A 24,755-nucleotide genomic window follows, 5' to 3' on the forward strand; every position below is an offset into this window, starting at 1 on the left:
AGGGGCCGTTTTAACTTTATGTTATCTGTTAGGCATTACTTTTTGGGTGCCTAACCATTTTCCATTTTCGTCAAAGTATTGCAACATTAGCATGCCGTATCGGCTGGGGAGACCTTCATCCCTTATATCTTTGAAGAGCCCATCATAAACCAGCCTTCCCATGATGTCGTAACCTTTAATCCAGTACACTGATTGCTGTGGTAGGTTTTGATCTATGGTAAACCGGGTTTTACCCAGGCGGTGTTCGACAGCACTCTCATGTTGCCCTTCATCATTGTGCATCAATGGCTGCAGGCTATCATAGTACTCCCAACAAGTGGGGTCATCTCCGTCGCAGTCAATTAACCTCACCGTGATGGACTGATTGTACGCAGGGCCTACTGTAGGAGAATATATGTCAATTTCAAAGGATTGAGGGTAATAAGGGTAATTATCAAATTGAGTTACGTACAAGCAATTGCCTTCAAATAAGTTCGTACCAGATTGACCGTTAGCCGTCCAGTTCGCATCTCCAGGAATATACCACCTGTACGTAGCATTAGGTATCCCTCCATTGATACATAACAACAAGACATTGTTTTCTTCACAAACAATAGGATTTCCAGTGATAGTGTATGGACAAATAGGTGTATTACCCACACAGATTTCATTCCATGCTCTAGCGATCGAAGTGTACTCTTCCGAACATACACTGTGTTGCAATTCAACCACCCCTAAAACCGCATCTTTAAGGTCGCCGTAATCACTTAATGAGGAATTCGCTGCCAGGGCATCCATGATATAGCCTAAAACCGTTTCCATGCCCAGCGAGTTGATGCCCAGAGCGGGGTCTCCTTCACTGGCTAAGAAAAACCAATGGCTAAGTGGGGTGGACCTCGTGTGTGGTTGAAGTAAACTTTCAACATCCGAAAAACAATTGAACTCAGGGTTGGCTAAGTCTCTGTTTACTTCTGTAGCTACAGCCGACTCATCATCACCTATTACCCAATCGACTGTGCCTTGTATAACGGACTCGACATAGGTACCAAACATATCTGCGATACCTTCGTGAAGGGATTCATTTCCTGCATTTGTATATTCCAGCGACTCCCCAAACATATAGCAATGACCTAGTTCGTGGGCAACGATATCAAATATAGCCGTAGTTGACCCTCCTAGGAAGCCTAGAGCTATAAAGGCACTAAAATCAGTGGATTCACTGTAAGCTATTGCGTTTTCCTTTTCATCCACAGCAACCCGGACCGTGCCAAAATCTATTTCTAAAGAGGAGGAGAAAATTTTTACGCATTCCGTAGTTGCAAAATGAGCTTGATAAACATGAGGAGAGGCTATAGTCCCGTCCCACTGAAGGAGGTTAGTTGACGGTATAAAGGCGTCAGGCCATTCACTGAGATTAATGCTCAAGGGTCTTTCTTGCATATTTCCACCAAAATCATAAGTTCTTACCTCCGAATCCAGGTTTTCACTAATTAGCCGGGTTGCTGATCCGTCAAACGAATCATTCAAATCATTGGTGTTTCCAGGAAGTTGCCCATATCCGGGTGTTTCCATAGGAGCAACCAAATTCATTGATCCGTCGGTTACATTAAGCACCGTCCCGCTTTTGGCATCTACCCATGCCCTTTTGCTTTCACCATCAATAATATAGTTAACATCCCAGGCTAGATGGTAAGCACAGTCATTAAGAAGATTGGGCCAGATGCTCATATTGGTATCTAAAACAGACAGGCTTGCCTGAGGTTGGGCTACATAGTAATTCCCCAGAGTATTTGCCACTGAAATCGAGCTCAATGGAATAGGGTCTATCGAGTGTACCTCTGTTGCAACAAACGGAAAAAGCATTTTCACTTCTAAACAGGGGTTTTCAGGGCCTGGACCTGGTCCAGCCAGAGCAGCAATCGTGAATCCTCCCCCTTCAACCAGAATGTTCTTATAATATTGTTGATAACGGTAATAACTGATTCCATCATCGCCCCGGCTCTTTTGTGTTTTTACCAGCTGAAAACTATAATCATTATTCAGCCCCATCATACTGCTGATGCTATCCACGCCTCCCAGCTCGTGCCAGTGGTCAGCTCTGATTATCATCCGGCCACTTGGATAAATGGTATCAGAAATATACTCCATTGTTTCTAATGCCTCCTTATCAAAAAATCCATTGTAGCTATCACAGGTAGACCAAGCTCTATAGCTATTTGTTTCGCCCTCTCTTTGAGCAGAGGAAGCATTAGTCATTATAAACAAGAGCACTATTGCTAGCAGAAACTTAAGAACGCTGTGTGTGTGTGTGTGTGTGTGTGTGTGTGTCCTCCTTCGCCTATTGGCTTCGGCGGATGGAATGTGTGTGTGACTTCTGTAATAACAGCGCCACGCGAAAGATTAAGCAAGTTCATTGTTCAGTGTTTAAAACTTGAGAGATTAGAATAAGCGCTTATCCTATTGTCACCCTAAAGATAAGAAGGCTCCGGAAACTTTTTTGTGACACTTTCCCCAAAAAAAGACAGGGCAGATTTTCGGCAATTACAAACGGAAGAAAAGATATTGAGTTAATAATCAAGCTTGTAGCTATAGCCAAATCACTGCTCAGGCAGCGCTCGCTAATGTAATTGCACAAAAAAAAACCGCTTTTCATCCCACCACGCCCCCATCACTCACCAAAATCCAGTTCCCGTGGACGTCCAGGGAAGTGGGGTCAGGCAATGCAACCTGCCCAACTAGCCTTTGGATTATATAAAATAAGCCTTCAAAACCGAAGCTCCATGCCCCTGCGCCCTTTACCAGACCACGGCGCCTTGAACTGAAGGATATACGCAATACGAAGTGGTCACCTACTGGCGCTGACGGCCAGCACGGGGAACGATAAATGTCGGGCTTACAGTCCAGACATTCATCGTCTGGGTCGTTGATCCAGACATTCATCGTCTGGGATCTTGGATTTGCGACATCGGCCACTGACGAAGCATAGCTTGTCAGGACAGGCCGCTGATGAAGTCAAGCTTATCAGGGCAAGCGCAAGCCACTTCTCAGCGTAAATGCTGACCCTCCTGCCTTTAAGGTGGTCAAAGCCCAAAGGCGAAGGGATACGGGCAAGCATTGAGTAGGTTTGCTGTGGCAAACCACTTAATCGACAGTATCAGCGTGAGGTTGAGCTCATTGATCGGGCGGAGCATTTCCCGCTCTCTGTTCCTCAGCCCCAGGCCATGAATGTAGGACAGCTCTACCCTATACCTTTTGTACCAGTAGGCGAGCGACAGGTGTGAGGTGTACTCGAAATAACGGTGATGGGGAGCGTTGCCCCCAAGGTTCCTGCATTTTCCGCATCCATGCCAGTTCCAGTATTAGACGCCAGAGATTCCCTTCATACCATCGTGCCTCAAATTCTAAATCACAAAATAGCATACTATTTTAAGATTCTATTCATATTTCACTATGTTTATAGTATGATTGAACGAATACTTGCAGAACGCATAAGCGGAAAAGCCGGTAGAGGAAAGGCGATTATTATAATTGGGCCCCGGCAGGTTGGTAAAACGACATTGATCAAAAAATTGCTCAGGAACGAGCGATATCAATTTTTTGATGGTGACGACCCACGTATCAGAACATTATTGGACACCCCAAATACGGATCAAATCCGTGCCTTTATAGGCGATCACAAAGTCGTATTTATTGATGAAGCACAGCGGATCAACAATATAGGCCTAACGATGAAAATAATAATTGATCAGCTAAAGGATGTTCAATTATGGATTAGCGGCTCCTCTTCCTTTTCACTGTTCAATGAGCTCAATGAACCACTTACCGGGAGGAAATGGGAATACGAACTATTTCCGATAAGCTGGGAAGAATTTGAGCATCATGTAGGGTTTATTGAAGCCGATCAGCAATTAGAAAGAAGATTGGTATATGGCATGTACCCTGACGTAATCAACAATCCTAATGAAGAGCCGGAAATTTTGGGAAATCTGGTTAGCAGTTATTTATACAAAGATGTTTTGTCTTACGCTGGAATAAGAAAACCTCAGGTATTGGATAAGCTGATTCAGGCATTGGCTCTACAAATCGGAAGTGAAGTCCGTTACAATGAGTTGAGCCAGTTAGTGGGTGTGGACCGGAACACCATCGAGAAGTACATAACAATATTGGAACAAGGGTATGTCGTGTTTAGGCTACCAAGTTTTAATCGAAATGTTAGAAATGAAATCAAAAAAGGGAGGAAGATCTATTTTTATGATAATGGTATCCGGAATGCTGTAATTGGTGCCATGGACCACCTGGCATTAAGATCAGATGTCGGACAACTTTGGGAGAACTTTCTTATCTCAGAGCGAATAAAAATGAATAAATATAAATTCACCCTTGCAAAATCTTTTTTTTGGAGAACAAACCAGCAGCAGGAAATTGATTACGTTGAGCAAAGAGGGCTGAATTTGAAAGCCTACGAATTTAAATGGAACCCAAATAAGAAGGTTAAGATATCAAGTACTTTCACTAAAGCTTATGATGCCGAAGGGTTCCTGATTAACAGAGAAAACTTTAGAGCATTTATTAAGTAGATACCGGTCCTTCCATCTACCTAACTGGCATGGGTTAGCTCGTTTATTACTATAATGCCGGAGTGGGAGTTTGCGATGTGCAGGCTTGGGACTTTAACAAGTGGGGCTCACCACGCCCCCATCACTCACCAAAATCCAGTTCCAGTGGACGTCCAGGGAAGTGGTATAGACACTGGAATATGCCCAACTAGCCTTAAGATTATACAAAATAAGCCTTCAAAACCGAAGCTCCATCCCCCTACGCCCTTTACCAGACCACGGCGCCTTGAACTGAAGGATGAGCGTGAGGTTGAGCTCATTGATCGGGCGGAGCATTTCCCGCTCCCTGTTCCTCAGCCCCAGGCCATGAATGTAGGACAGCTCTACCATATACCTTTTGTACCAGTAGGCGAGTGACAGGTGTGAGGTGTACTCGAAATAACGATGATCAGGAGCGTTGCCCTCAAAATTCCTGACTTCCGAATAATTTTCCCCATCTACGCTTATCCTAGGGTTGTGAATATAGTTTAGACCAAGCCCGGCGCCTATCAAGAATGCATCTGCAAATGACCGCTTGACAGCAAAATCCGTACGCCAGCTATTGAAGCGGTGAAAACTATATCCAATGTGGCCAAATACGGACATCTCAAATACCCGATCAAAATAATAGCTGTTCGCCCAGGAAAGAAAGAGCGCTTCGCTGACCTGTTTTTCTACGCCTAGTCCCACCGACCAATGCGGCAGATGCCGATCTCTAACTTCGTAATAATCGGGTAAAGAAGCTATGTGAAAATCACCTCCCTTTATTTCCGTTACACCACCTCCCAAACGCAAACTGAGGTAGGTCTGCCCGTGCAGGGCACTTGCGCTGAGCAGTAGGAGTAAGGCTGTAAAGGTGCGTTTGAAGTCCTGTTTCATGGCTATATTTTTGGCCCTCCTGATTTCCGAAATTGCTCCTTCCCCTTGAAAAGAGAATGCAAAGATGCATTACTCGTTCTTTTTGGAAATCAGGAGGGCAGTTTTAACTTTATGTGCTAAACATTCCGCTATCTGTTAGGTATTACTTTTTGTGTACCTAACCATTTTCATCAAAGTATTGCAAAGCCCTAAAGCCTACCGCACCAACTGCACCTCCCCGCTCAGCTCTACTTCCTGACCATCGAGCAGCAGGGCACGGGCGCGCCAGGCGTAGAGGCCGGCTTCGGCAGCCTGCCCATCCTCTGCCCTGCCGTCCCAGCCGGCTGTACCCCGGTAGGCCAGGCCGCCCCACCGGTGATAGACTTCCATAGTGGTGATTTGCATAACTTCCGGGCCGGGAAAAAGTTGAAAGACATCATTGCGGCCATCTCCGTTGGGGCTGAAGGCGGTGGGCGCGTAAATACGCCGGCGGGGCGTGACAAATACCTCTACCGTTTGCTCCGCCAGGCAGCCGGCCGGGCTTTCGGCTTGAAGGGTATAAGTAGTGGAAACCACCGGGCTCACCTCTGGTGCGGGGCAATCGGAACAGCTCAACCCTTCGGGGGGCGACCAGGTGTAGCGGGCGTAGCCGGGCGCTGCTGAAAGCGGCACGCTGCTGCCCAAAGGAAGGCTGACCTGCCCGGGCATACCCAGTGGGATGGCCTCCCAGGGCACGACCTCTACCGTAGCACTGACAGGGCCACAGGCATAACTGGCATCAAGGCGGTAGAGACCGGGCGAGGTAATGATTATACTGCGCTCCGCCGGGCCGGGCGACCACTGATAGGCATCAAAGCCAGGCGCTCCTCCGAGCAACAACGGGGCTCCTGGACAAAGCAGCGTATCCGATGGCAGGCCCAGGCTTAGTATGGGTTGCTGCAGGATTTGAATAGTATCCGCTTGTATACCGCAGTAGTGGCTGGCCGTGAGGGTATAAAGCCCAGGCGTATCTACCTGTAGCTGCGGGGTAGCTGCACCTGTGCTCCAGGCATAGGCATCAAAACTGCCGGGAGCGGACAGGGTGTACTCCAATGGCAGGTTCTGACAAAGCAAAGTATCCGGCCCCAGCGATAAAGCGGGCAGGGTATCAATGGCTACCTCAATCGTGTCGCGCCCAATGCCGCAGGCGTAGGAGGAGCTCAGGGCATAAAGGCCCGGGGCACTGACCAGAATGTGCTGACTGCTGTCGCCCGTACTCCAATTGTAATGCCCCAAACCGGCTGGGCCGCTCAGCACCAGGGGCAATTGCGACTGACAGGCAGTGGTGTCCGGCCCAAGGCTAAATTCTTCAACTGGCAGGTACTGCACGATAGCCGTGTCCCGGATGACAAATTCCTCGTAAACGGCTTCTACTGTATACACGCCCGGCTCTGTTACTGTGATGCTGCCTGTGGTGTCTCCCGTGCTCCAGGCGTAGCTGCTGTAGGGGCCCGCTACGGACAGCTCCGTGCTGAAGGGCTGCTCACAGAGTACCGTATCAGATAGCCCAAGATTGGCGATATCAGCAGATAGGTGTTCTATTCGGACATCGTCGATATAGTAGCACGTTTGTCTACTTGATCCGGAGTCTAAAAGTACCACATTTGCTTCCTCATCGGTTGCAAAGGACCCCATCGTAAAGAACTGCTCTCCTCCCCTGGCTTTGTACAGCCACCGCAGGGGGGTCCAGGCTTCGTAATCGGTAATAAAGAAGTCCGGATCATTGCTTAAATCGGGGGACAGGTGTACCAGGCGTTTACTGGCATAATCAAAAGAGTCCATTTCTACAGTTAACAGTGTATCTGTGAACAAAATACCAAATTCACTAGTAGCCTGATAATAACCTTCTTTGAGAGAAAGATACATTTCAACTTTATAAATGGAGTCCTTTTCTAATGGCGATGACAAGATTCCTTGGATATATTCTCCTCCAGTTGATGGGATACAGCCAACACATTGAATAATGAACCCTGCATAAGCATTCCCACTACGAGGATATTGGAATCCACCTCCATAATTCCAAGGCACCCCCGCCCATTCATCTCCACAGACATGATAGTAATCCGAAGAAACGGTTGGCGTCGTCCACCCCACTACAAGGTCCATACCGGTATGTGTGCCCGTCAAATCCACCCCAGTCGGACAATCCAAATATTCCTCAAAGGAAGGGTTAATCACGAGGTTTTGGGCGGACAGGTATTGCGGGAGGAGACCAAGGATTGAAAAAATCAGCCGTACAGATTGGCGGTAAATAACTGGCATGGGTTAGCTCATTTAATACTATAATGCCGGAGTGGGAGTTTTCAATGTGCCGGAGTGGGACTTTAACAAGTGTGGCTCACCACGCCCCCTTCACTCACCAAAATCCAGTTCCCCTGGACATCCAGGGAAGTGGCATTGGGGAAGACCTCCTGGAAAATGTTGGTGTAGAAGGCCTCCGTATCCCGCTTATCTTCCGGGTTGCGGTAGAGGCAGTTGTAGAGGAGCACGCCGCCCGGTTGCAGCAGGTCACGCAGGGTTTCCAAATAGGAGGCGGTGAGGAAAGCGGTGGGGATGACGTCATCCAGAAAGATATCCATGCAGATGAGGGCGAAGGTTTCGTCCAGTTGCTGCGTATACGCAAAGGCGTCGGCGCAGATGGTAGTGACCGGGGAGGACAGCCCGCTCAGCGCATAGGTGTTGGCGAGGTAAATGACGTGAGGGTCCAGCTCAACAGCCAGGTAGTTGAAATCCTGCTTAAAGACGCGCTCCAGCATCACCGGTACTGAACCCAGCCCCAGCCCCAGCAGCAGCACATCCCGGCCAGGCAGGCGGGCAAAGTCGATTTGCCGGAAGGCATACAGGAAGTTGGTGTACAAGTCCTCGTAGGAGTAAATGGCGTTAGCGGTAGACAACTGGTACCGGCCGTTGCGCATACTCACATACAGATGCGGATTGACCTCGCTGGGCGCACTCTCCACATGCACCTCCGTGAGGTAAGACAGCCATCGTTTCCAGCGGGGGACCTCCATCAGTCTTCTTTTTCCCATTTGCGGTACTGACGGGTGTCTTCAAAGACCCGCAGCAAAATGAGGCGCTCCTGCACCGAAAGCGTGTGCCCCCGGCGCTCCATCACCCGGTCCATCGTCTCGAAGGCCTTGTCAGAGCGGTAAGTCTGAAAGCCCTGCTTGCCGCCCCAGGCAAAAGAAGGGATAAAGGTACGCGGGAAGCCCTCACCAAATACATTGGTACACACCCCAATCACCGTACCGGTATTGAGCATGGTGGAGATGCCCGTTTTGGAATGGTCACCCATGAACAGCCCGCAGAACTGCTGCCCGGTTTTCACAAAGCGCTCTTCCTCATAGCTCCACACCCGCACCTCATCGTAGTTGTTCTTGAGGTTGGAAGCATTGGTATCGGCACCGATGTTGCACCATTCGCCCAGAACGGCATTGCCGAGGTAGCCTTCGTGGCTTTTGTTGCTGTTGGCCAGCATGACCACGTTGTTGATCTCCCCTCCCCCTTTACAACCGGGGCCAAGGGTGGTGCCCCGGTATACTTTGGCGCCCATTTTCAGAATGCCGCCTTCGCCCAGGCTGAAACCGCCCCGGATCATACAGCCTTCCATCACCAGGCTGTCTTTTCCAAAGTAAATGGGGCCGTCCACAGTATTCAGGGTGGCACACTCTACATTAGCGCCTTCCTCCAGGAAAATCTGTGCCGGATCGCCGACCACCCGGTTGCTCGCGCTGAGGGGGGCAGACTTGCGCCCTTTGGTAAGCAGCTCAAAGTCTTCGGCAATGGCCTGCTGATTATGGCGGTAGATATCCCAGAGGTAATCGATCTTCAGGTACTCTGTCCCCTCCAGATCGAAGCCATTAAGCTCGCTGATGTCGTCATCACTAATGAGGCGGCTGATCTGCTCCTCATCCAGTTTGGCCACGATGAGCTCTTCCCCCCGGAGGTAAGCCTCGTTGTAGTCCATTTGCTTAATGAGGCGGACCAGCTGAGGCGAAGGCAGTACAGATCCATTGATGATGTAATTGTCTTTGCCGTACTCAATTTCGAAGCGCTCCGCCAGGTAATCCTGTGTGATGTAGGAAACCGGGGCATCCATCCAGCGTTCCCATTTTTCGCGAATGGTCAGAATCCCCATGCGGAGTTCTCCCACCGGGCGGGTAAAGGTCAGCGGCAGGAGCCAGTCACGGACTTCGTTGTCAAAGAGAATAATATTGGGCATAATGGCATTTAGTAGTTTGACGGAAATAAGCCAGACCGTTTTTCTTTAGGCTTTTGCATCCAGGTTAACCGGGACGCAAAACCCAAAACGGACCAGTTTATTTTGTTCCCGTCCCTTAGGGTTATGCGGCAAATATATAGAGGCGGACCAAGCTTTCCACCATTTTGGAGGCAGAAATAACAAACGAAGGGGTAGCTTTGCATATTTTGCAAAACTACCCCTCTGCGAGCGGCGAGCGCCTGAGAAGAACTAGTCTTCCTGCTCCTCCTGCTCTTTTTGCTTTGCGAAGCGCGTCTTAGCGAACTTCTTATTAAACTTGTCGATACGGCCGGCAGTATCCACAAACTTCATCTTACCCGTAAAGAATGGGTGAGAATAAGCGGAAATCTCCAGCTTGGCCAGTGGGTACTCTTTACCGTCTTCCCAGGTGATGGTATCCTTTGTAGCCACACAAGACCGTGTGATGAAAGAATCACCGGAAGAGAAATCTTTGAACACTACCATGCGGTAGTTATCTGGATGAAGATCATTTTTCATTGCGCTCGTTACTTTAGCTTCTTAAAACGGAATGCAAAGATAGGCTTTTTCGGGAAAGTGCGAAAATTTGAGGGCGGATTATTTCAATTGTGTTTTAATCCCGGGGCTTTCGGTGGCGTTTGGCTGCCCGCAAACGCTTGGGCCCGTACCAGAGCCAAAAGCCGGTTATTGTGAAGATCAGCAGCGCCAGGGCCATAATGGTGGTGTAGACGAGCTTGAAGTAGCCGCCTCCGATGCCGAGCGGGCCTTCAACGATAGAACCATCGTGCAGGGCTTCCAGCCAGTCGGAGTGGCGGGTGGCCATCTGCAGGACTTCGCCCGTGGCGCCATCCACCTGCACTTCGGTATGATGTCCTTCAAAGCGCACCTTGACCACACCCTTTCCGGGCCGCAGGTCCATGCGGTCAATTGTAGTGCCTGCCTGTGGGTCTGCCGCTTCCAATGCGGCTATGGCCCGGTTGGCGAGTTCGTCTACAGGCATCCATTCCGTAAGGCTTTGAGAGGTACCGCGCTGGGTGGAGGGCAGAATAGCCCCGCCGCTGTGCTTTTTCCAGCCCAGGAAAAGACCGGAAACGGCAATCCAGAAAAAGAAAAAGAAAAGCAGCGCTCCGGTGTAACGGTGGAGACTGCGAAAAGTACGGAGCAAGCTGGCTTGCTGTTTGGTATTCATACGGTTCATTTGCAATGAAAGCGGAGACGAAGATAAGAATACCGCTCCGGCTCAACCGTATGCCAGCAGTCAAATTCAATGATCAGTCCGGGAAGACACTATTCAATGGGCACATTGATTTCCCATTTCACTTCCTTCATGACGAAGGAGCTTTGCACATGGCCGATATTGTCGAGGGTAGCCAGTTTGGTCGTGATGAAAAAGTGGTACACTTCCATATCCACCACGGTCACTTTAAGCAGGTAGTCAAAGTTGCCCGCAACATGATAGCATTCTGACACCTCCGGCAGTTCGGCAACCTGTTCCTCGAAGCGTTCGAGGTACTCCTTGGTATGCTCTTTGAGCCGCACATTGCAAAACGCCATGAGGTGGTACCCCAGCATATCCTTGTCCACCACGGTGGTGTACTTTTTGATGTAGCCGGCGTCCTCCATCTTTTTGATCCGCTCATATATAGGAGTAATGCTCATTCCCAGCACACTGGCAATTTCCTTATTGGTGGCCTTGCCGTTGTCCTGCAGCATCGTCAAAATGCGGCGGTCGATCGCATCTAAAGCTTTCATTGGCGAAAAAATTTCTATCGTTAGGGATGTTGTTCGACCTAAAAATAGGCTTTTTCTTTTACACGGGGTAATAAAAGTGTTGTTTTCCCGGTGTTTCCCTCGTTATGGGTTTTCTTTCTCGACCGCCCTATTTTTGTACGGAAGGGGATTCACAGTGTTAAGCCTGTCGTTCAGGTACAGCATCCGGGGGCCCTGCTGACAAATGTCGTTGCATCTTTAGACGCAGCGGCTTACATTAATTTAAACCTAACCAAATTGGGGGTGCCGGGTGCATCCCACAGAAAACCAGATCATTATGAAGTTCAAGCCAGAAAGCCTTATGATGTCCCACGGTTACAAACCGGAGTGGTCGGAAGGCGCCATCAAATGCCCCATTTTCCAGACGTCTACCTTTGTGTTTAAAAGCGCAGAGGAGGGCAAAGCTTATTTCGAGCTGGCCTATGGCCTTCGGGAACCCGATCAGGGAGAAGCGCCGGGCCTCATCTACAGCCGGCTTAACAACCCCGACCTGGAGATTCTCGAAAACCGGTTATGCCTTTGGGATGAGGCCGAAGAATGTGCTGTATTCGAAAGCGGTATGTCTGCCATTTCCACGGCGATGCTTGCCTTTCTGAAGCCAGGCGATGTATTGCTGTACAGTAAGCCGCTGTACGGGGGCACTTCCCACTTTATTACCGAAGTCCTCACCCGCTGGGGCGTAGAGATACAAGGTTTCCAACCTACGGAAACGCCTGATGCCATCATCCGCCGTGCCCGGGCAGAGGGCTGGGCCGACTGTCTGGCTATGATCCACATTGAAACGCCTGCCAACCCCACCCATACCCAGATCGACATCCGGGGCATGCGGCAAATTGCAGATGCATTAGGTACGGAAGACCGCCCGGTTCGTGTGGCCGTAGACAACACCTACATGGGCCCGCTCTGGCAGCATCCGCTGAAGCATGGTGCCGATTTGGTACTCTACTCTGCCACCAAGTACATCGGTGGGCATAGCGATGTCATTGCCGGTGCCTGCCTGGGCAGCCGGGAGGTCATGATGCCCATCAAAACTCTGCGGACTTTCCTTGGCAATATGGCCGGCCCCTGGACCGGCTGGCTGCTGATGCGCAGCCTGGAAACCCTCAAGGTGAGAATGGAACAGCAGTGCGCCAATGCCCAGAAAGTAGCGGATTTCCTCAGCCACCACCCGAAAGTGGAGCACGTGAATTACCTCGGGCTGCTCACGGAAGCAGATGGAGAAGCCTACCGCCTGTACCAAACCCAATGCGAAGCACCGGGCGCTATGCTTTCCTTCGATATTGTGGGCGGGGAACAACAAGCCTTTGCCTTTCTCAACCACCTGAAGCTGGTGAAGCTGGCCGTTAGCCTGGGCAGCACCGAATCCCTGGCACAGCACCCGGCAAGCATGACTCATGCCGGTATCCCCCCAGAAGAACGGGAAGCCATGGGCATACGGGATCAGCTCGTGCGTTTATCGGTGGGCGTAGAAAATGCAGATGACCTCATCCGGGACCTCGGCCAGGCCTTATCGGCGGTGCCCGTACCTGAAGCCGTCACCGCACTTTGAGCAAATCGGGCTGGGATGCGTTAGTGAAGTATGGACAGTACACAGCAAAAGCGCAACCCAGCCTACCTTCCCATTGCAGACTACGGTGTTATTGGTAACCTTCATACCGTAGCCCTCGTTTCCAGAGAAGGCTCGATTGACTACTTACCCTTTACCCGTTTTGACTCCCCTACCCTGTTTGCAGCGCTGCTCGATAAGGAAAAAGGCGGCAGTTTCCAGATTTGCCCGGCAGATGACAACATCCGCATCAAGCAGCTTTACCTTCCGGATACGGCTATATTACTCACCCGCTTCCTGTCCGAAACCGGTATGGCGGAACTGACGGATTATATGCCGGTAAAAAACAAGGAAGAGGGTTGTGCGCTGGTCCGCACCCTGCACTGCATCCGCGGTAAACTGACCTTTAACCTAAAGTGCGCTCCCCGCTTCGATTACGGGCGGGAAGCGCCGGCCATTGAGCAGGAATCGACAACTTCTGTGCTATTGTCAAATCCGGTGTGCCAACTGTCTGTCCGCCTGCGCAGCAATACCGCCATGGAGGTCCGGGAGGATGGCGTTTACACCACCTTCGAATTGCAGGAAGGCGAACAGGCCACTTTTGTGATGGAGGCAGTGGAAGACCGGGACGCTGTCTCCCGGCCGGTCCGCTTTTTCCAGGAAGAGCTGCTGCAGCAGACCATGACTTTTTGGGAAGAGTGGGTCAATCAGACCACCTACAAGGGGCGCTGGCAAAGCACTATACGACGGTCAGCGATCACGCTCAAGTTACTCACCTCCTACCGTTATGGCTCAACGGTAGCCGCCGCTACTTTTGGGCTGCCCGAGGAGATCGGTGGGGAACGCAACTGGGATTACCGCTATACCTGGGTGCGGGACTCGGCCTTTTCCATGTACGCCTTTTTGCGCCTGGGATTTCGGGAAGAGGCACAGGCTTTCATCAACTGGATTATTGACCGCTGCAAGGAACTCGACCATGCCGGCAATCTGCGCCTGGTCTACCGGGTAGACGGTACGGACAGCCTGGAGGAGGAAAGCCTGGACCATCTCGAAGGCTACCGGGGCAGCCAACCCGTGCGCATTGGCAATGCCGCCGCCACACAGTACCAACTGGACATTTTCGGGGAGCTGATTGACACCGTTTACCTCTACAACCGCTACGATAATTCCATCACCTTTGAGTTTTGGCAGGAGCTCCGGGAAATTATTGACTACGTGAGCGACAACTGGCAGCGCAAAGGGCACGGCATTTGGGAAGTACGCAGCGGAGAGCAGGAGTTCCTCCATTCCAAGCTCATGTGCTGGGTGGCGCTGGACCGGGGTATCCGCATCGCCCGCGACCGGTCGTTCCCGGCACCCAAGGAAAAGTGGCGGAAGGTGCGCAATGAGATTTACGAAGACATCTACTACAACTTCTGGAACGAGGACAAGCAGGCTTTCACGCAGGCCCGGGGCTCGGATGTCATAGATGCCTCTGCCCTGCTCATTCCCATTGTGCGTCTGCTCAGCCCCTATGAGAAGCGCTGGCAATCCACGCTTAAGGCGATTGAAGAGGAGCTTTCCGCCGATACGCTCATCTACCGCTACCGCACCACCGCCGGTGCCAGGGATGGCCTGGAAGGCGAAGAAGGCACTTTTTCCCTCTGCTCCTTCTGGTATATTGAAAACCTGGCCAAGGCTGGTCAGGTTACTAAGGCCAGGCTATACTTCGAGAAAATGCTCGGTTATGCCAACCACCTTGGCCTCTTCTCGGAGATGATTGCCCTGAACGGAGAACAGGTAGGCAACTTCCCACAGGCTTTCACCCATCTTGCGCTGATCAGTGCCGCGCTGCAGCTCGACTATATGCTGGATAATGGGGTGCAGTAGTGGGGGGCTTGAAAAAGAAGGGCGTACCACAGCCCCTCATTTGTATGCTGGAAAGTGGTTTGCTAAGCCCTCAGTGCATTGCTTACTTTTTTTTGCTCCTCTTTTCTCGTTGTATCATCTTGAGCAATGATAAACTCCTGTTTCTTAATGGTCAGTTTCCACCACAATCTTGCATTAATCAAATAACCTGAATGCTTTTCTAACCGGTAAGCCATTCCGATATTTGGCTCTTCTTTATCATTGATGACCCTGCTCAGTTTTGTGTAATGGATGGACAGATCTTCTGCTATATCCTTCCGCGACTTGTTGAAGATCCGGATGTACTCTTCAAGATACTTCCCAAAAGTCTTATTAAAAGAGAATTTATCCTCCTTAAGATAATGCTCAATCTGAAATCTGAGCCTCATTACATCAGCCAGGATTCTATCTTCTTCGGTTACCTCTCTGAGCTTCCGGAACCTGATGGCTTTCATTTCTCCAGCTAATTGTTTCTCTTCAGCTTCTGTCAAATCCGCAGGGATGAGCATTGCATCAGCAATCTCATCGTCGGTATATTTTTTCTTTAGCTTTTGATATATTTTGTTGTAATTCATCAAAGGTATTTTTGGATGAGGCCTATAGCATCCCGTTGATCAATAGCTAATTGACTCCCATATTTTTTGAACCCATATTTTTTGATGTATAAACCAACTAGCTCTGTTTTGGGTACCAAAGAGGCGAAACCCAGGTAGCCTTTTTCAAACGCAACTTTGCATGCAAAAGCCAATAAGCACCCTGCAATCCGATCAATTCTCTTGTTCTTACCCTTGTTGTCATTCGATACCTCAACCAAATTTATATGGATCCTAAACTCTGTATTTATGTCAGTTAAAGAGATTAACCCAAGTATTTTAGACTCTTGATCTTTAATAACTATCTTGAAAATGTCACACTGTTTCTTTTTCTCCTCTATCCAATCAAACTCAAACTGATTAGATTTATTGGCTTCCTTGAGGTCTTCGTCCATGACTTTTAGAATCTCTGCCTCAAACTCCTGATTTTTATATAGATTGAGCAACTTCATTAGCAGTAAAAATCTTTTATAAAAATCGTAAAAATTCTTGATAAAAACAAGTTCTTCAGGTCTATTTTGGATTGAAAATTCTTACTCCTCCCGCTTCAACCCATACCAATCCACATTCCGCGTCAGGTACATGATGACGGCCAGGATAAGCAGCAGGCCCAGGCTGCCCATTAGCAGGGCGTAGTCCTGTAGTTGCAGAATGGAGTAGAAAAAGCCGTACAGAATAGCCAGTATCCCAAAAACCATGACGGTCAGCTTGCGGTTGCGCAACATGAAATAGCTGTAAACGGTAATCAGTAGAAGGATAGCCGCACAGGCAATCCAATAGGCGGTATCAAAACTGAGGTGCTCGGAGAAGGACAACAACAGGATGTAAAACAACACAATGCCCGCTCCCACAAGCAAGTACTGAATAGGGTGCAGCCGCTTGCGGTTGAGGATTTCGATGAAGAAAAAGGTCAGGAAGGTCAATAAGATGAAGTAAATGGCGTACTTGGCCGACCGCATCGTCTTCTGATACTCATCGATGGGCAGGAGCAGCTTCAGCCCGAAGGTGCTGGCCATGCGCCGGACCGGATCGGCACCATAGTAAGTGGGATCCTGATCATTACTCTGCACAAACCTCCCCACCCCCTGCTGCGGATAATTGCGGTTGAGCTGCAGCACTTGCCAATCGGCCGTAAAGCCACTGTCGCTCACCACCCGTTCGTCCGGCAGAAAGGCACCTTCGAAGCTTGGGGCCGTCCAGGTGGAAGACAGCTGCACGGTAGTCGTTTTGCCGAAAGGCGTAAAGTGCAGGTCAGTACTGCCATTGAGATTGAGCTTATAGGCGAAGCTAATGTTGCTGCCGCCCCCCTGAGGCAGGGGAAAAGGCACACTTGCCCCGGAACTGTAGATGTCATTGGTAATCGTCCCCGGGCCGAGCTGCAGCGTCGTGTCGTTGAATTGTACCGCGATAGCCGCTTCCACCCCCTTCATATCACTGATGCCAATGGTGAAAATGGCTTCTTCCCACTGCAAACTCTCTTCCGGCACGGATAGCGCATCTGCCCGCAGCCCGGAGAAATGCCCGCGGACAGCAAGCTGCGCATTGTACAGCACTACCACATAAATGCCCCGGTAGCGCTTTTGGGGTAGTAGCTCCCCTTCCACCGCCAACGTGTCTGGCAGAAAATGGGCATAGCCGCGCTCGGTCACAGGCTTCCCTTCCGAATTGGTCAGCACCCGCTCGTAGGGCACGGAGAGCACCGGACCTGCTACCGTCTGCGGGCCGCCCCACTTGGCGCTCACCTCTTCCACCGCATTATCGCGTATACTTTCCCGCTCCATAATCAACGAATTGACCATGCTGGCGGGGATCAGCAATATCAGGACCAGCAGGCCTACGGTCAGCAGCTTGAGGGTGACGGAATTGCGGGCCCAGTTATTGAGGCGGTCGAAGAAGGAGGAGGTGCTCATGTTTGCGGGGTTGGTTTCCTTACTCAAGATAGCACCTATTCTTCTTATGATTTCAGGTTAAGTGACAAATATCCCTGGTTTTCCCTGACATACCCAAAATCAGAGCTCCTTCGCGATTCTATCCGGATCCTCTGCATCGTTACGGATGGTCAGTATGACGACTTCATCCGTTTCGATTCGTATATGATATAGTATCTTGTATTCAAATGCTTTGGTATACCTGACCTCCTTAGTACTATCGTGGTACTCGTAGAGAGGGTGTATTTCAGGAAGCTTTCCAGTTTCCCGGTTGCTTCGCTAATGAGCTGCTGTATTTTCTTTGCGTAGCGCTTTCCGTTAATGCGCTCTTCAAAATGATAAACCTCCCGACGGCGATTTTGGGCATACCGCGTAAATACCACACGATATATTTTACCTACCATGAATCCGCTTCTTTGCTGGATTCATCCAGCGTAATGAATCGCCCATTCTCATAATCTTCTATCGCCTTGCCTATTTCCTCAGTCATTGCTTCACGGGACAAAGGGCGTAAGTGCCTGGAATAGTCTGCCTGTTGCTGGCTTACATCAGTTTGGTCAAGTGCCTGGGGCTGATAAGCCTCAAACAGCCTTTCTGCCATATCAGCCAAAACCCCCAGAAGCTTCTCGTCCGCCTGTTCAATGCGAAGGTGTAAACGTTCTTTTAATTGCTCAGCACTCATGCGTTTCTCATCTTTTAAATCTCATTAAGATAACGATATTACCTCAAAAAGATTTACTAATCCGGGAATATTTTCTAACCAGGCTTTTTCATGAGGCACAGATTCAGGCAATCTCCTACTTATTCCAAAACCAAAGTCACCCCTCCACCAACCCATACGCCAACCCAATCCGCACCAGCCCGGCCGTATTGCGCGCGCCCAGTTTGACCAGGAGGTTGCGCCGGTGCGTCTCCACCGTAGCAAATTTGATGGATAGCTTTTCGGCAATTTCGGCGGTGGTGTATTCGTGGATGATCAGTTGCAGGACCTGCCGCTCGCGGCGGGTCAGCACCGGGAGTACCGGGCGGGCTTCCTTTGGAGGTGCGGCGCTCAGGCTGTCCATGACCGCTTCTGCCACCTCAGGGCTGTAGTAGCGCTGCCCGGCCCCGACTTTACGGATGGCTTTGAGGAGTTCATGCGTATCGGCGCTTTTGAGCAGGTAGCCGGCGGCGCCTTCTCGGAGCATGGCTTTGACCATACTGGCTTCCTTTAGGGTAGACAAAGCTAAAACAGCAAGGTCCGGAAACCGGTGGTGCAGCACGCGGCAGGTTTCCAGCCCGTTCATGCCTTCCATATTGATGTCCAGCAGCACCACATCGGCTTCGATCTGCTCCAGAAGCTTCAGCGCTGCGTTACCGTCATTAGCAGTCCCGGCGCATTCCAAATCATCGGCTTGCGCGAGGGTGAGCTTTAGCCCGTCTACCACCAGTTGATGGTCATCTACGATTAGTATGCGGATCATGGTTTTTTAACTTAGTGGTTTGACGGACCTGCCTGTCGGTACGGCAGGCGGGCAGGCAGGAATAAAGTCCAATCGTCAGTTAATCGAACAGTGCATTCAAGTCCAACGCGCTATCCACCAAGCCCAGACTGTGCGGATTGGCCTGTAGCCCATAGGTAGTGACCAGCGTGATGAAGACTTGTTTCCTGGTTTTAGACACGGTCTTGAAGACATGGCGCTTTCGCGCCAATTGCTCAGCGTAGGATTTGCTGATGGTAAAGGGCTCGTCATAGAATTTGAGCTCGCACAGATTAATAACGCTGTCATTTCTGTCGATGAGCAAATCTATTTGAGTACCCGGCAGCTCGTCATCGCCCGCGAAGGTAAAAGAAACCGCTTCGGAGTAGATACCCCCAATTTGAAGTGCCTTCTTGATTTGGTAAATGTGTTTCAGGCAAAGGCTCTCGAAGGCATATCCCGACCAGGATTTGTATACCGGAGTCTGGCTAAGACTTTTCCACATGCCACGTTCCTGCACCCGCTTCCTTTCTATAAAGTGCAAGTAAAAAAGGGAGTACTCATCGGTGAGGCGATAAAGCATTTCCTTTTTCCGCTTCCCGAACGGATAATAAGAAGAGGCAAAACCAGAATGAATCAACTCGCGCAGTATTTTGGACACGGTGCCTCCTTCTGATAGCCCGGTTTGAGCTACTATTTCTTTCCGCGTAAGGCCTTTCCACTTTTTGCCCAATGCCCGGACAACCTCAATATGACGGTCTGCTTTTTCAAAAAGAGCCGGATAAAGGCTCGTAAATTCATCCCGCAACAAGCCTCCCTCCGAGAAACATATATCATCAATATTCTGCGCCGCGCTCTTCCCTGCTTTCACCTCTTTGAGGTAATGCGGGATACCTCCCATAATCATGTAAAGTTGGGCAATCTGATAGCGGTTAAGATGAACATTCCGGTGCGTGAGGTAAGCTTCGGTTTCCGATAAGGTAAACGGCTTGAGATAAATACGTTTGGTGATACGATTGTGCAGTCCGCCACGGTTTTGAACGACTCGCTTGATCATCCAAGAGGCTGCAGACCCACAAATAATCACCAAAATGTTGTTTTTAGAAGCCCAGTTGTTCCAGAAAAACCCGAATGCTTCCAAAAATCCGGATTTGCGAGAGGCCAGCCACGGAAGCTCATCAAAAAAGAGCACCCTTTTACGAGATACGCCGTTGTCGTTCTTCAGTACCGTAATCAGTTGCCGAAAGGCTTCCAGCCAGCTTGCGGGAGTTGGCAAAGCCACATTATCACCGGCAAGATCTTTCAGCAAAAAGTGGAAGTTTTCGATCTGAGGCTTGGAGGTGGTGTTCTGAATACCCGTCACCTCCAGGTCAATCTTCCCCTGCAGTACGGTGCGTACCAGGAAGGTCTTTCCAACCCTTCTTCGCCCAATGACCGCTACCATCTCTGGCTCATCGGATGCATAAGCATTCAGCAGTACTTGCTTCTCCTCTGCCCTTCCAACCAATTGCAACATATGATTCTATTTATAGCCAGCGAAATATACCCAAAAATACATAGATTTCGCTGGCTATGTGCAACATGTGGCACAATCCAGGGCAAAAAAAGCCACAGATACCCGCTCCTGCGTGTTTCAGGCGTGGTAAATTCAAATTTAGTGCCTTTACCCTGTTTTACACTCATATCGCCTATGGCTGCGCTTTGATGACTTTAGCCTGATAATGCTGCCGCCCATCGGTCAACCGCAGCAGGTACAAACCGGGTGCCCAACCGGCAGTGGAAAGCTGAGGGGTGGCGGTTTGCTGGGATACCAGTTGTCCGGCAGCGCTGTAGACTTCAATCCGGGCATCGGTGCTGAGTTGACCGGGCAACTGTAAAAACAGGGTGCTGGTAGTTGGATTAGGGGCAACGTTCAGGTGCTGTGCCGGGTAGCTTTCTGGTGCGTTCGTAAGCAATTCTGTTTCCAGCCGCTCAATATTACCGGCTACACCGGCTACCCATAATCTGCTGACTGATTCATTCGTGGCAAAGTGGACATCGGTGAGTTCCAGATTGATATCGTGTAGGCTGGACCAGCTGTCCCCTGCATCAGTGGTTTGGTAAACCCTGCCAACAATGGAAGTACCGCCGTAGAGATAGCCCAGGGTGTCGTTTACAAAATCCACCCCTGCCCAACGGATATTTTGAGAAACCGAACTGGATGCCCAGGTCAACCCGCCATCTACCGTTTTCCAAAGGTGGTCTGACAAATCCCGGTTCACAATCCAACCGGTATCCGGACTGGTAAAGGAAACCTCCAGGATATTCAGGCCATCCGGTAAATCAGCGGGGACTTCAGCCCAGCTGGCACCGCCGTCTGTTGTTTTGATCAGAGTACTCTGCCCTCCTACTGCGTAGCCGGTTTGTTCGTCAGGAAAGTCAAAGCTGCGCAGGCGCTCTACGCCATCCACGGTCAGCTCTGCCCAGGTTGCACCATTGTCCTCCGTGCGATAAATGGCGCCCTCTCTCGCAACGACCATAACGCTGTTCCCCACTTTTTCCAGGCCATACTCCAGATTTCCCTCTGGGATTTCAAACAGCTCTTCCCAGGTCGCGCCGCCATCGGTAGTCCGCACAACGTACCGCCTGCCCGACAGCCAAACTTCCTGCTCGGAAATCACCAGAATTTGCTGAAGGCTGTTTTCTGTGCTAAAGCCCTGAAGGCTTAACGCTTCCCAGTTATCCCCTCCATCGGTGGTCTTCAGCACCGAACTTCCGCCAACGGCCCAGCCATGGTCAATATCCCAGAATGCGATTTCCTGTAAACTGACCCGGAGGCCCGGAACCAGGTTTTGGTAGGCACCACCCGGCTCCGGCGAATAGTAAACGGAGCGATAGTTGCTGCCAATCCATGCCCGGCCGTCCGGAAGGGCGTACAATCCATTATTGATGCTCCCGGTTAATGTCCTCGACCAGGTCTGCCCGCCATCTGTGGACTGATAAATGCCCGTGTCAAAAGAGGTGGCAACGATGGACTGCCCTGCTTCATCCATGAACATCATATCATCCGTGTAATTGCCAAAGGCATTATCGGCAATTTTTTCCCAGGTGAAGCCGCCATCTGAGGTCCGGTAGAAGTCTTCCCGGAGTGAGGCATAGCCATTGAGCTCGTCAACAAAGAGCGGCTCTACATATTCCTCCAGCCCCTCGGCAACCATCACCTGCGCCCAGGTTTGGCCACCGTCCTGCGTGATGAACAGCTGCCCGTCCCGGTTGCCGACCCAGCCGTGGTTGCTGTCCAGAAAGAAGATGTTGGAAATGAAGCCTACGTTTTCAGGGGTAATGTCGGTCCAGTTGCCGCCTCCATCTGCGGTTTTGAGGAGGGTCACGTAATTGGCTACAAACAGCTCATCCGGCTGTAGCGCATGCATAAAAAAGGTACTGCCAACACCCTCCGGGTCAGGAAGCTTTTCCCAACTCTGCCCGTCATCGGCAGAGCGCCAAAGGTCGTTGCCTGCAATCCAGGTGGTGTAGGTGCCATCGCCATTGGGTACGCAGGCGGCTTCCCGCTGCGTTCCAATGAAGTTGTCGCCAATGTAAGCCCAGGTCTCCCCAAAATCCTGGGTTTCCATAGCCAAACCATCTTCTCCGACCATGACGCCGAAGCCACCGGGGCTCATGGCCACATCCAGTACATCGCGGAGATCTTCAAAGGGGTGCTGCCTCACCCATTCCTGGGCAAAGAGGGGGATTAGGTTCAAGAATAAAACGAAGGTAATCAGGCGCTGTCGCATAACATTTGGTTTTTTCCAAATGTCCGAACATTACTTCGGGCCCGTTTCATGGTTTTCTGCGGGAAAGCTTCTACGGGAATTCCAGTAGAAAAGCGTCAGAGCGGTAGCGCAATACTTACGCTCGTTCCTTGTCCCGGTGCGGTATCAATATCCAAATCGCCTTTCAAATAGTCCACCCGGGAGGTTACGCTGCTCATCCCCAGGGAAGCTTGCTGCCGGGCCTGCTCCAGATCAAAACCCCTTCCATCGTCCTCAACCGTAAGGAATAAGGTTCCGTCTCTTTGCAACAGCTGTATCAGTACCTGATTGGCCTGTGCATGTTTGACGATGTTATTGGTAAGCTCCTGCACGATCCGGAACAGGGTCACCGCGACTTCCTCCGGCAGGCGCCCTTTCAGCCCGATCGCCTGGAACTGGCAACGGAGACCCTGGGCTTCCAGTTGAGCAGCAAGATCCTCTATTGCGCCTTCCAACCCCAGTAAGGTAAGAGACCGCGGCATAAGGTTCTGCGCAATTCTCCGAAGCTCCTGATTGGCATCGGCTGAAATAGAGACCGTACGCTGCGCCAAGCCAATATCAGAAGCTGTGACCCTCCGGGCAAGCTCGGATACATGCCGCTGTATAGCCGTGATCATACCGCCCAGGCTGTCGTGCAGGTCGTTGGCGATCCGGGAACGCTCCTGTTCCTGCCCCTGAATCACAGACTGCATAGCAGACAGGCGGTTTTCCTGTTCCAGTTGCAAAATACGTTGCTCCTGAAGGGCTTGTTCCTGCTGTGCCATCCGCCGGTTGGCAAGGAGCCGCTGCCGCAGCCCCAGAAAAATCAGCATGGCCAGAATGGCGAGCAACAGTGCTGCAATGAGCAGGGCGTTGCGCTCCTGGGTTTTCTGTTTCAGTTCCAAATCCTTGATTTGCAGGGCCTGCTCCTTTTTTTCGGTTTCGGCTTTGACCCGCAGCGCATTCAGGTTTTGCTCTACGGTGACGTTGGTCAGGCTGTCTTCCAGGGCTTCATAAGCTTCGAGATAGGCCAGGGCCTCCACTGTCGCCCCGCGTTCCTTCTTCCACTGATAGAGCATATTCAGGGCACGCCCCCGGCGGTAGGGCACATGGGCTTCCCGGTAATAGCTGAGCGCCTGCTGCATCGCATGTTCGGCAGCCCCCCTATTGCCCTGCTTATAGTACAGCTTGGCCAGGTCTTCGTAGCACCAGCCGGCACGGTAAGGAATGCCGGATTGCTCAAAGTACTGTATGGCTTTTTTCAACTGGGCTTCCACTGCGGCCTCTTCCTGCGTAGCGAACATGTAAAGGGCAATGTGTGCCGGTTGCTGCATGAGGGCTTCGTCCGGCTTTTGCTCCCGCTTGTAGTCATCCCAAAGCTGCTGGAACTCCCCCATTTTCTCAAACTGTCCGGTTTGGAAATAGTATTGCAGCAACTGAAAGAGCAGGTACCCCCGGTCTGAGCGAAGAGCGCTTCTTTGCACTTGCTGGTGCGCGAGGGTGGCATAGCGGTTGGCCTGAGCGGTATCCTGTTTTTCGCTGAAGAGTTGAAAAAGGCCAAGGTAGGCTTTCCATAGTTCTGCCGGGCTGCCCGCCTCCTGAAAAGCAGCTTCCGCCTTATTCCAGTAAAAATAGGCGCTGTCGGGCTGCGACAGGCGTTGATGAGAGAGAGCCAGGTTAGTGTACACGCTGCCTGTGAGTTCCGTCAGGCCGGCTTGTTCTCCAAGGGCTGCTGCCCGATAATAATAGGCTAAAGCTTTCTGATATTGACTTTTCTTATGGTACCAGCGCCCGATGATGGTGGTAGACTCTACTTCAGGGGCAGGCAATTTTAAGGCTCCGGCTACCTCGATGGCGCGTTGACAGTAAACAACCGTACTATCCGCCCCCTCTTCATTATAAATCCGGCATAAAGCACCCAGCACAGTCAGTTGTGCAGTTTCATCTTTTGCATTCGCCAGTTCAGCCTGCAGACTGTCAGTCAGGGAAGTGCGGGCCGGCAGGAAAACACCGACAAACAGGCTCAACAGCAGCAATAAAATGCGCCACATAGTTTTGGGATTTTTACGCCTCTGAAGATACGGGCTTAT

The 24,755-nt window shown here is 50.8% G+C and carries 19 protein-coding genes; 3 read left to right on the plus strand and 16 right to left on the minus strand.

What is annotated here, in order from left to right; all coding sequences use genetic code 11:
• Nucleotides 1-21 precede the first annotated feature (21 nt).
• The gene (locus ACO08I_RS10030) at nt 22-2,235 is read right to left on the minus strand and encodes a M4 family metallopeptidase (protein WP_421949234.1); all 2,214 of its coding nucleotides are present in this window, start codon (nt 2,233-2,235) and stop codon (nt 22-24) included.
• Nucleotides 2,236-3,440: 1,205 nt separating this feature from the next.
• Here ACO08I_RS10030 and ACO08I_RS10035 point away from each other — a divergent pair.
• Nucleotides 3,441-4,556, plus strand: coding sequence for an ATP-binding protein (locus ACO08I_RS10035; protein WP_421949235.1), 1,116 nt, complete (start codon nt 3,441-3,443; stop codon nt 4,554-4,556).
• 216 nt (nt 4,557-4,772) lie between these two features.
• Here the strand turns inward: ACO08I_RS10035 and ACO08I_RS10040 are convergent, their stop codons facing one another.
• From ACO08I_RS10040 to ACO08I_RS10070, 7 genes are all read right to left on the minus strand, one after another.
• Nucleotides 4,773-5,453, minus strand: a complete 681-nt coding sequence (locus ACO08I_RS10040) for a hypothetical protein (RefSeq protein WP_421949236.1) — start codon at nt 5,451-5,453, stop codon at nt 4,773-4,775.
• A gap of 195 nt (nt 5,454-5,648) precedes the next feature.
• On the minus strand, nt 5,649-7,733 hold the full coding sequence (locus tag ACO08I_RS10045) for a gliding motility-associated C-terminal domain-containing protein (protein ID WP_421949237.1): 2,085 nt from the start codon (nt 7,731-7,733) through the stop codon (nt 5,649-5,651).
• 62 nt (nt 7,734-7,795) lie between these two features.
• Nucleotides 7,796-8,500 (minus strand): spermidine synthase, encoded by a 705-nt coding sequence (locus ACO08I_RS10050; RefSeq protein ID WP_421949238.1) that lies wholly within the window; start codon nt 8,498-8,500, stop codon nt 7,796-7,798.
• Nucleotides 8,482-9,693, minus strand: coding sequence for a GlmU family protein (locus ACO08I_RS10055; RefSeq protein ID WP_421949239.1), 1,212 nt, complete (start codon nt 9,691-9,693; stop codon nt 8,482-8,484). The genes ACO08I_RS10050 and ACO08I_RS10055 overlap by 19 nt, the downstream gene beginning before the upstream one ends.
• A 249-nt stretch (nt 9,694-9,942) precedes the next feature.
• Nucleotides 9,943-10,230: a type B 50S ribosomal protein L31 gene (locus ACO08I_RS10060; protein WP_044222109.1), complete on the minus strand. Its 288-nt coding sequence runs from the start codon at nt 10,228-10,230 to the stop codon at nt 9,943-9,945.
• A 94-nt stretch (nt 10,231-10,324) separates the two neighbouring features.
• Nucleotides 10,325-10,900 (minus strand): PepSY-associated TM helix domain-containing protein, encoded by a 576-nt coding sequence (locus tag ACO08I_RS10065; protein ID WP_202965252.1) that lies wholly within the window; start codon nt 10,898-10,900, stop codon nt 10,325-10,327.
• A gap of 98 nt (nt 10,901-10,998) precedes the next feature.
• Entirely contained in the window at nt 10,999-11,463 is a 465-nt protein-coding gene (locus ACO08I_RS10070; protein ID WP_044222104.1) for an Lrp/AsnC family transcriptional regulator, read from the minus strand.
• A gap of 295 nt (nt 11,464-11,758) precedes the next feature.
• Here ACO08I_RS10070 and ACO08I_RS10075 point away from each other — a divergent pair, with 295 nt between their 5' ends.
• Both ACO08I_RS10075 and ACO08I_RS10080 read left to right on the plus strand, forming a co-directional pair.
• Nucleotides 11,759-13,030 carry a cystathionine gamma-synthase family protein gene (locus ACO08I_RS10075; protein WP_421949240.1) on the plus strand — a complete coding sequence of 424 codons (1,272 nt, stop codon included), beginning with the start codon at nt 11,759-11,761 and terminating at the stop codon, nt 13,028-13,030.
• Nucleotides 13,031-13,060: 30 nt separating this feature from the next.
• Nucleotides 13,061-14,896: a glycoside hydrolase family 15 protein gene (locus ACO08I_RS10080; protein WP_421949241.1), complete on the plus strand. Its 1,836-nt coding sequence runs from the start codon at nt 13,061-13,063 to the stop codon at nt 14,894-14,896.
• Between the two features lie 62 nt (nt 14,897-14,958).
• Here ACO08I_RS10080 and ACO08I_RS10085 read toward each other — a convergent pair whose 3' ends face one another.
• The 8 genes from ACO08I_RS10085 to ACO08I_RS10120 all read right to left on the minus strand — a co-directional run bounded on the left by ACO08I_RS10085 (nt 14,959) and on the right by ACO08I_RS10120 (nt 24,716).
• The gene (locus tag ACO08I_RS10085) at nt 14,959-15,489 is read right to left on the minus strand and encodes a hypothetical protein (protein WP_282776507.1); all 531 of its coding nucleotides are present in this window, start codon (nt 15,487-15,489) and stop codon (nt 14,959-14,961) included.
• A complete protein-coding gene (locus ACO08I_RS10090) occupies nt 15,489-15,959 on the minus strand; it encodes a hypothetical protein (protein WP_282776509.1) in 471 nt (156 codons plus the stop codon). The genes ACO08I_RS10085 and ACO08I_RS10090 overlap by 1 nt, the downstream gene beginning before the upstream one ends.
• 81 nt (nt 15,960-16,040) lie before the next feature.
• Complete coding sequence (creD, locus tag ACO08I_RS10095) at nt 16,041-17,417, minus strand: cell envelope integrity protein CreD (RefSeq protein WP_282776511.1); 1,377 nt, start codon at nt 17,415-17,417, stop codon at nt 16,041-16,043.
• 415 nt (nt 17,418-17,832) lie between these two features.
• Entirely contained in the window at nt 17,833-18,117 is a 285-nt protein-coding gene (locus ACO08I_RS10100; RefSeq protein WP_421949242.1) for a hypothetical protein, read from the minus strand.
• A gap of 136 nt (nt 18,118-18,253) precedes the next feature.
• Complete coding sequence (locus ACO08I_RS10105; protein ID WP_282776515.1) at nt 18,254-18,898, minus strand: response regulator; 645 nt, start codon at nt 18,896-18,898, stop codon at nt 18,254-18,256.
• A gap of 79 nt (nt 18,899-18,977) precedes the next feature.
• The gene (locus tag ACO08I_RS10110) at nt 18,978-20,411 is read right to left on the minus strand and encodes an AAA family ATPase (protein WP_421949243.1); all 1,434 of its coding nucleotides are present in this window, start codon (nt 20,409-20,411) and stop codon (nt 18,978-18,980) included.
• A 172-nt stretch (nt 20,412-20,583) separates the two neighbouring features.
• Nucleotides 20,584-22,668 (minus strand): YCF48-related protein, encoded by a 2,085-nt coding sequence (locus ACO08I_RS10115; RefSeq protein WP_421949244.1) that lies wholly within the window; start codon nt 22,666-22,668, stop codon nt 20,584-20,586.
• A gap of 95 nt (nt 22,669-22,763) precedes the next feature.
• Entirely contained in the window at nt 22,764-24,716 is a 1,953-nt protein-coding gene (locus ACO08I_RS10120; protein ID WP_421949245.1) for an ATP-binding protein, read from the minus strand.
• Between the last annotated feature and the right edge of the window lie 39 nt (nt 24,717-24,755).

The sequence above is a fragment of the Phaeodactylibacter xiamenensis genome, from assembly GCF_965229835.1.
Classification (GTDB): domain Bacteria; phylum Bacteroidota; class Bacteroidia; order Chitinophagales; family Saprospiraceae; genus Phaeodactylibacter; species Phaeodactylibacter xiamenensis.

Bases quoted from the DNA above. Each gene is read 5' to 3' on its own strand.
- ACO08I_RS10030 (WP_421949234.1), bottom strand. From the start codon at position 2,235: ATGACTAATGCTTCCTCTGCTCAAAGAGAGGGCGAAACAAATAGCTAT.
- ACO08I_RS10035 (WP_421949235.1), top strand. From the start codon at position 3,441: ATGATTGAACGAATACTTGCAGAACGCATAAGCGGAAAAGCCGGTAGA.
- ACO08I_RS10040 (WP_421949236.1), bottom strand. From the start codon at position 5,453: ATGAAACAGGACTTCAAACGCACCTTTACAGCCTTACTCCTACTGCTC.
- ACO08I_RS10045 (WP_421949237.1), bottom strand. From the start codon at position 7,733: ATGCCAGTTATTTACCGCCAATCTGTACGGCTGATTTTTTCAATCCTT.
- ACO08I_RS10050 (WP_421949238.1), bottom strand. From the start codon at position 8,500: ATGGGAAAAAGAAGACTGATGGAGGTCCCCCGCTGGAAACGATGGCTG.
- ACO08I_RS10055 (WP_421949239.1), bottom strand. From the start codon at position 9,693: ATGCCCAATATTATTCTCTTTGACAACGAAGTCCGTGACTGGCTCCTG.
- ACO08I_RS10060 (WP_044222109.1), bottom strand. From the start codon at position 10,230: ATGAAAAATGATCTTCATCCAGATAACTACCGCATGGTAGTGTTCAAA.
- ACO08I_RS10065 (WP_202965252.1), bottom strand. From the start codon at position 10,900: ATGAATACCAAACAGCAAGCCAGCTTGCTCCGTACTTTTCGCAGTCTC.
- ACO08I_RS10070 (WP_044222104.1), bottom strand. From the start codon at position 11,463: ATGAAAGCTTTAGATGCGATCGACCGCCGCATTTTGACGATGCTGCAG.
- ACO08I_RS10075 (WP_421949240.1), top strand. From the start codon at position 11,759: ATGAAGTTCAAGCCAGAAAGCCTTATGATGTCCCACGGTTACAAACCG.
- ACO08I_RS10080 (WP_421949241.1), top strand. From the start codon at position 13,061: ATGGACAGTACACAGCAAAAGCGCAACCCAGCCTACCTTCCCATTGCA.
- ACO08I_RS10085 (WP_282776507.1), bottom strand. From the start codon at position 15,489: ATGAATTACAACAAAATATATCAAAAGCTAAAGAAAAAATATACCGAC.
- ACO08I_RS10090 (WP_282776509.1), bottom strand. From the start codon at position 15,959: ATGAAGTTGCTCAATCTATATAAAAATCAGGAGTTTGAGGCAGAGATT.
- creD (WP_282776511.1), bottom strand. From the start codon at position 17,417: ATGAGCACCTCCTCCTTCTTCGACCGCCTCAATAACTGGGCCCGCAAT.
- ACO08I_RS10100 (WP_421949242.1), bottom strand. From the start codon at position 18,117: ATGAGTGCTGAGCAATTAAAAGAACGTTTACACCTTCGCATTGAACAG.
- ACO08I_RS10105 (WP_282776515.1), bottom strand. From the start codon at position 18,898: ATGATCCGCATACTAATCGTAGATGACCATCAACTGGTGGTAGACGGG.
- ACO08I_RS10110 (WP_421949243.1), bottom strand. From the start codon at position 20,411: ATGTTGCAATTGGTTGGAAGGGCAGAGGAGAAGCAAGTACTGCTGAAT.
- ACO08I_RS10115 (WP_421949244.1), bottom strand. From the start codon at position 22,668: ATGCGACAGCGCCTGATTACCTTCGTTTTATTCTTGAACCTAATCCCC.
- ACO08I_RS10120 (WP_421949245.1), bottom strand. From the start codon at position 24,716: ATGTGGCGCATTTTATTGCTGCTGTTGAGCCTGTTTGTCGGTGTTTTC.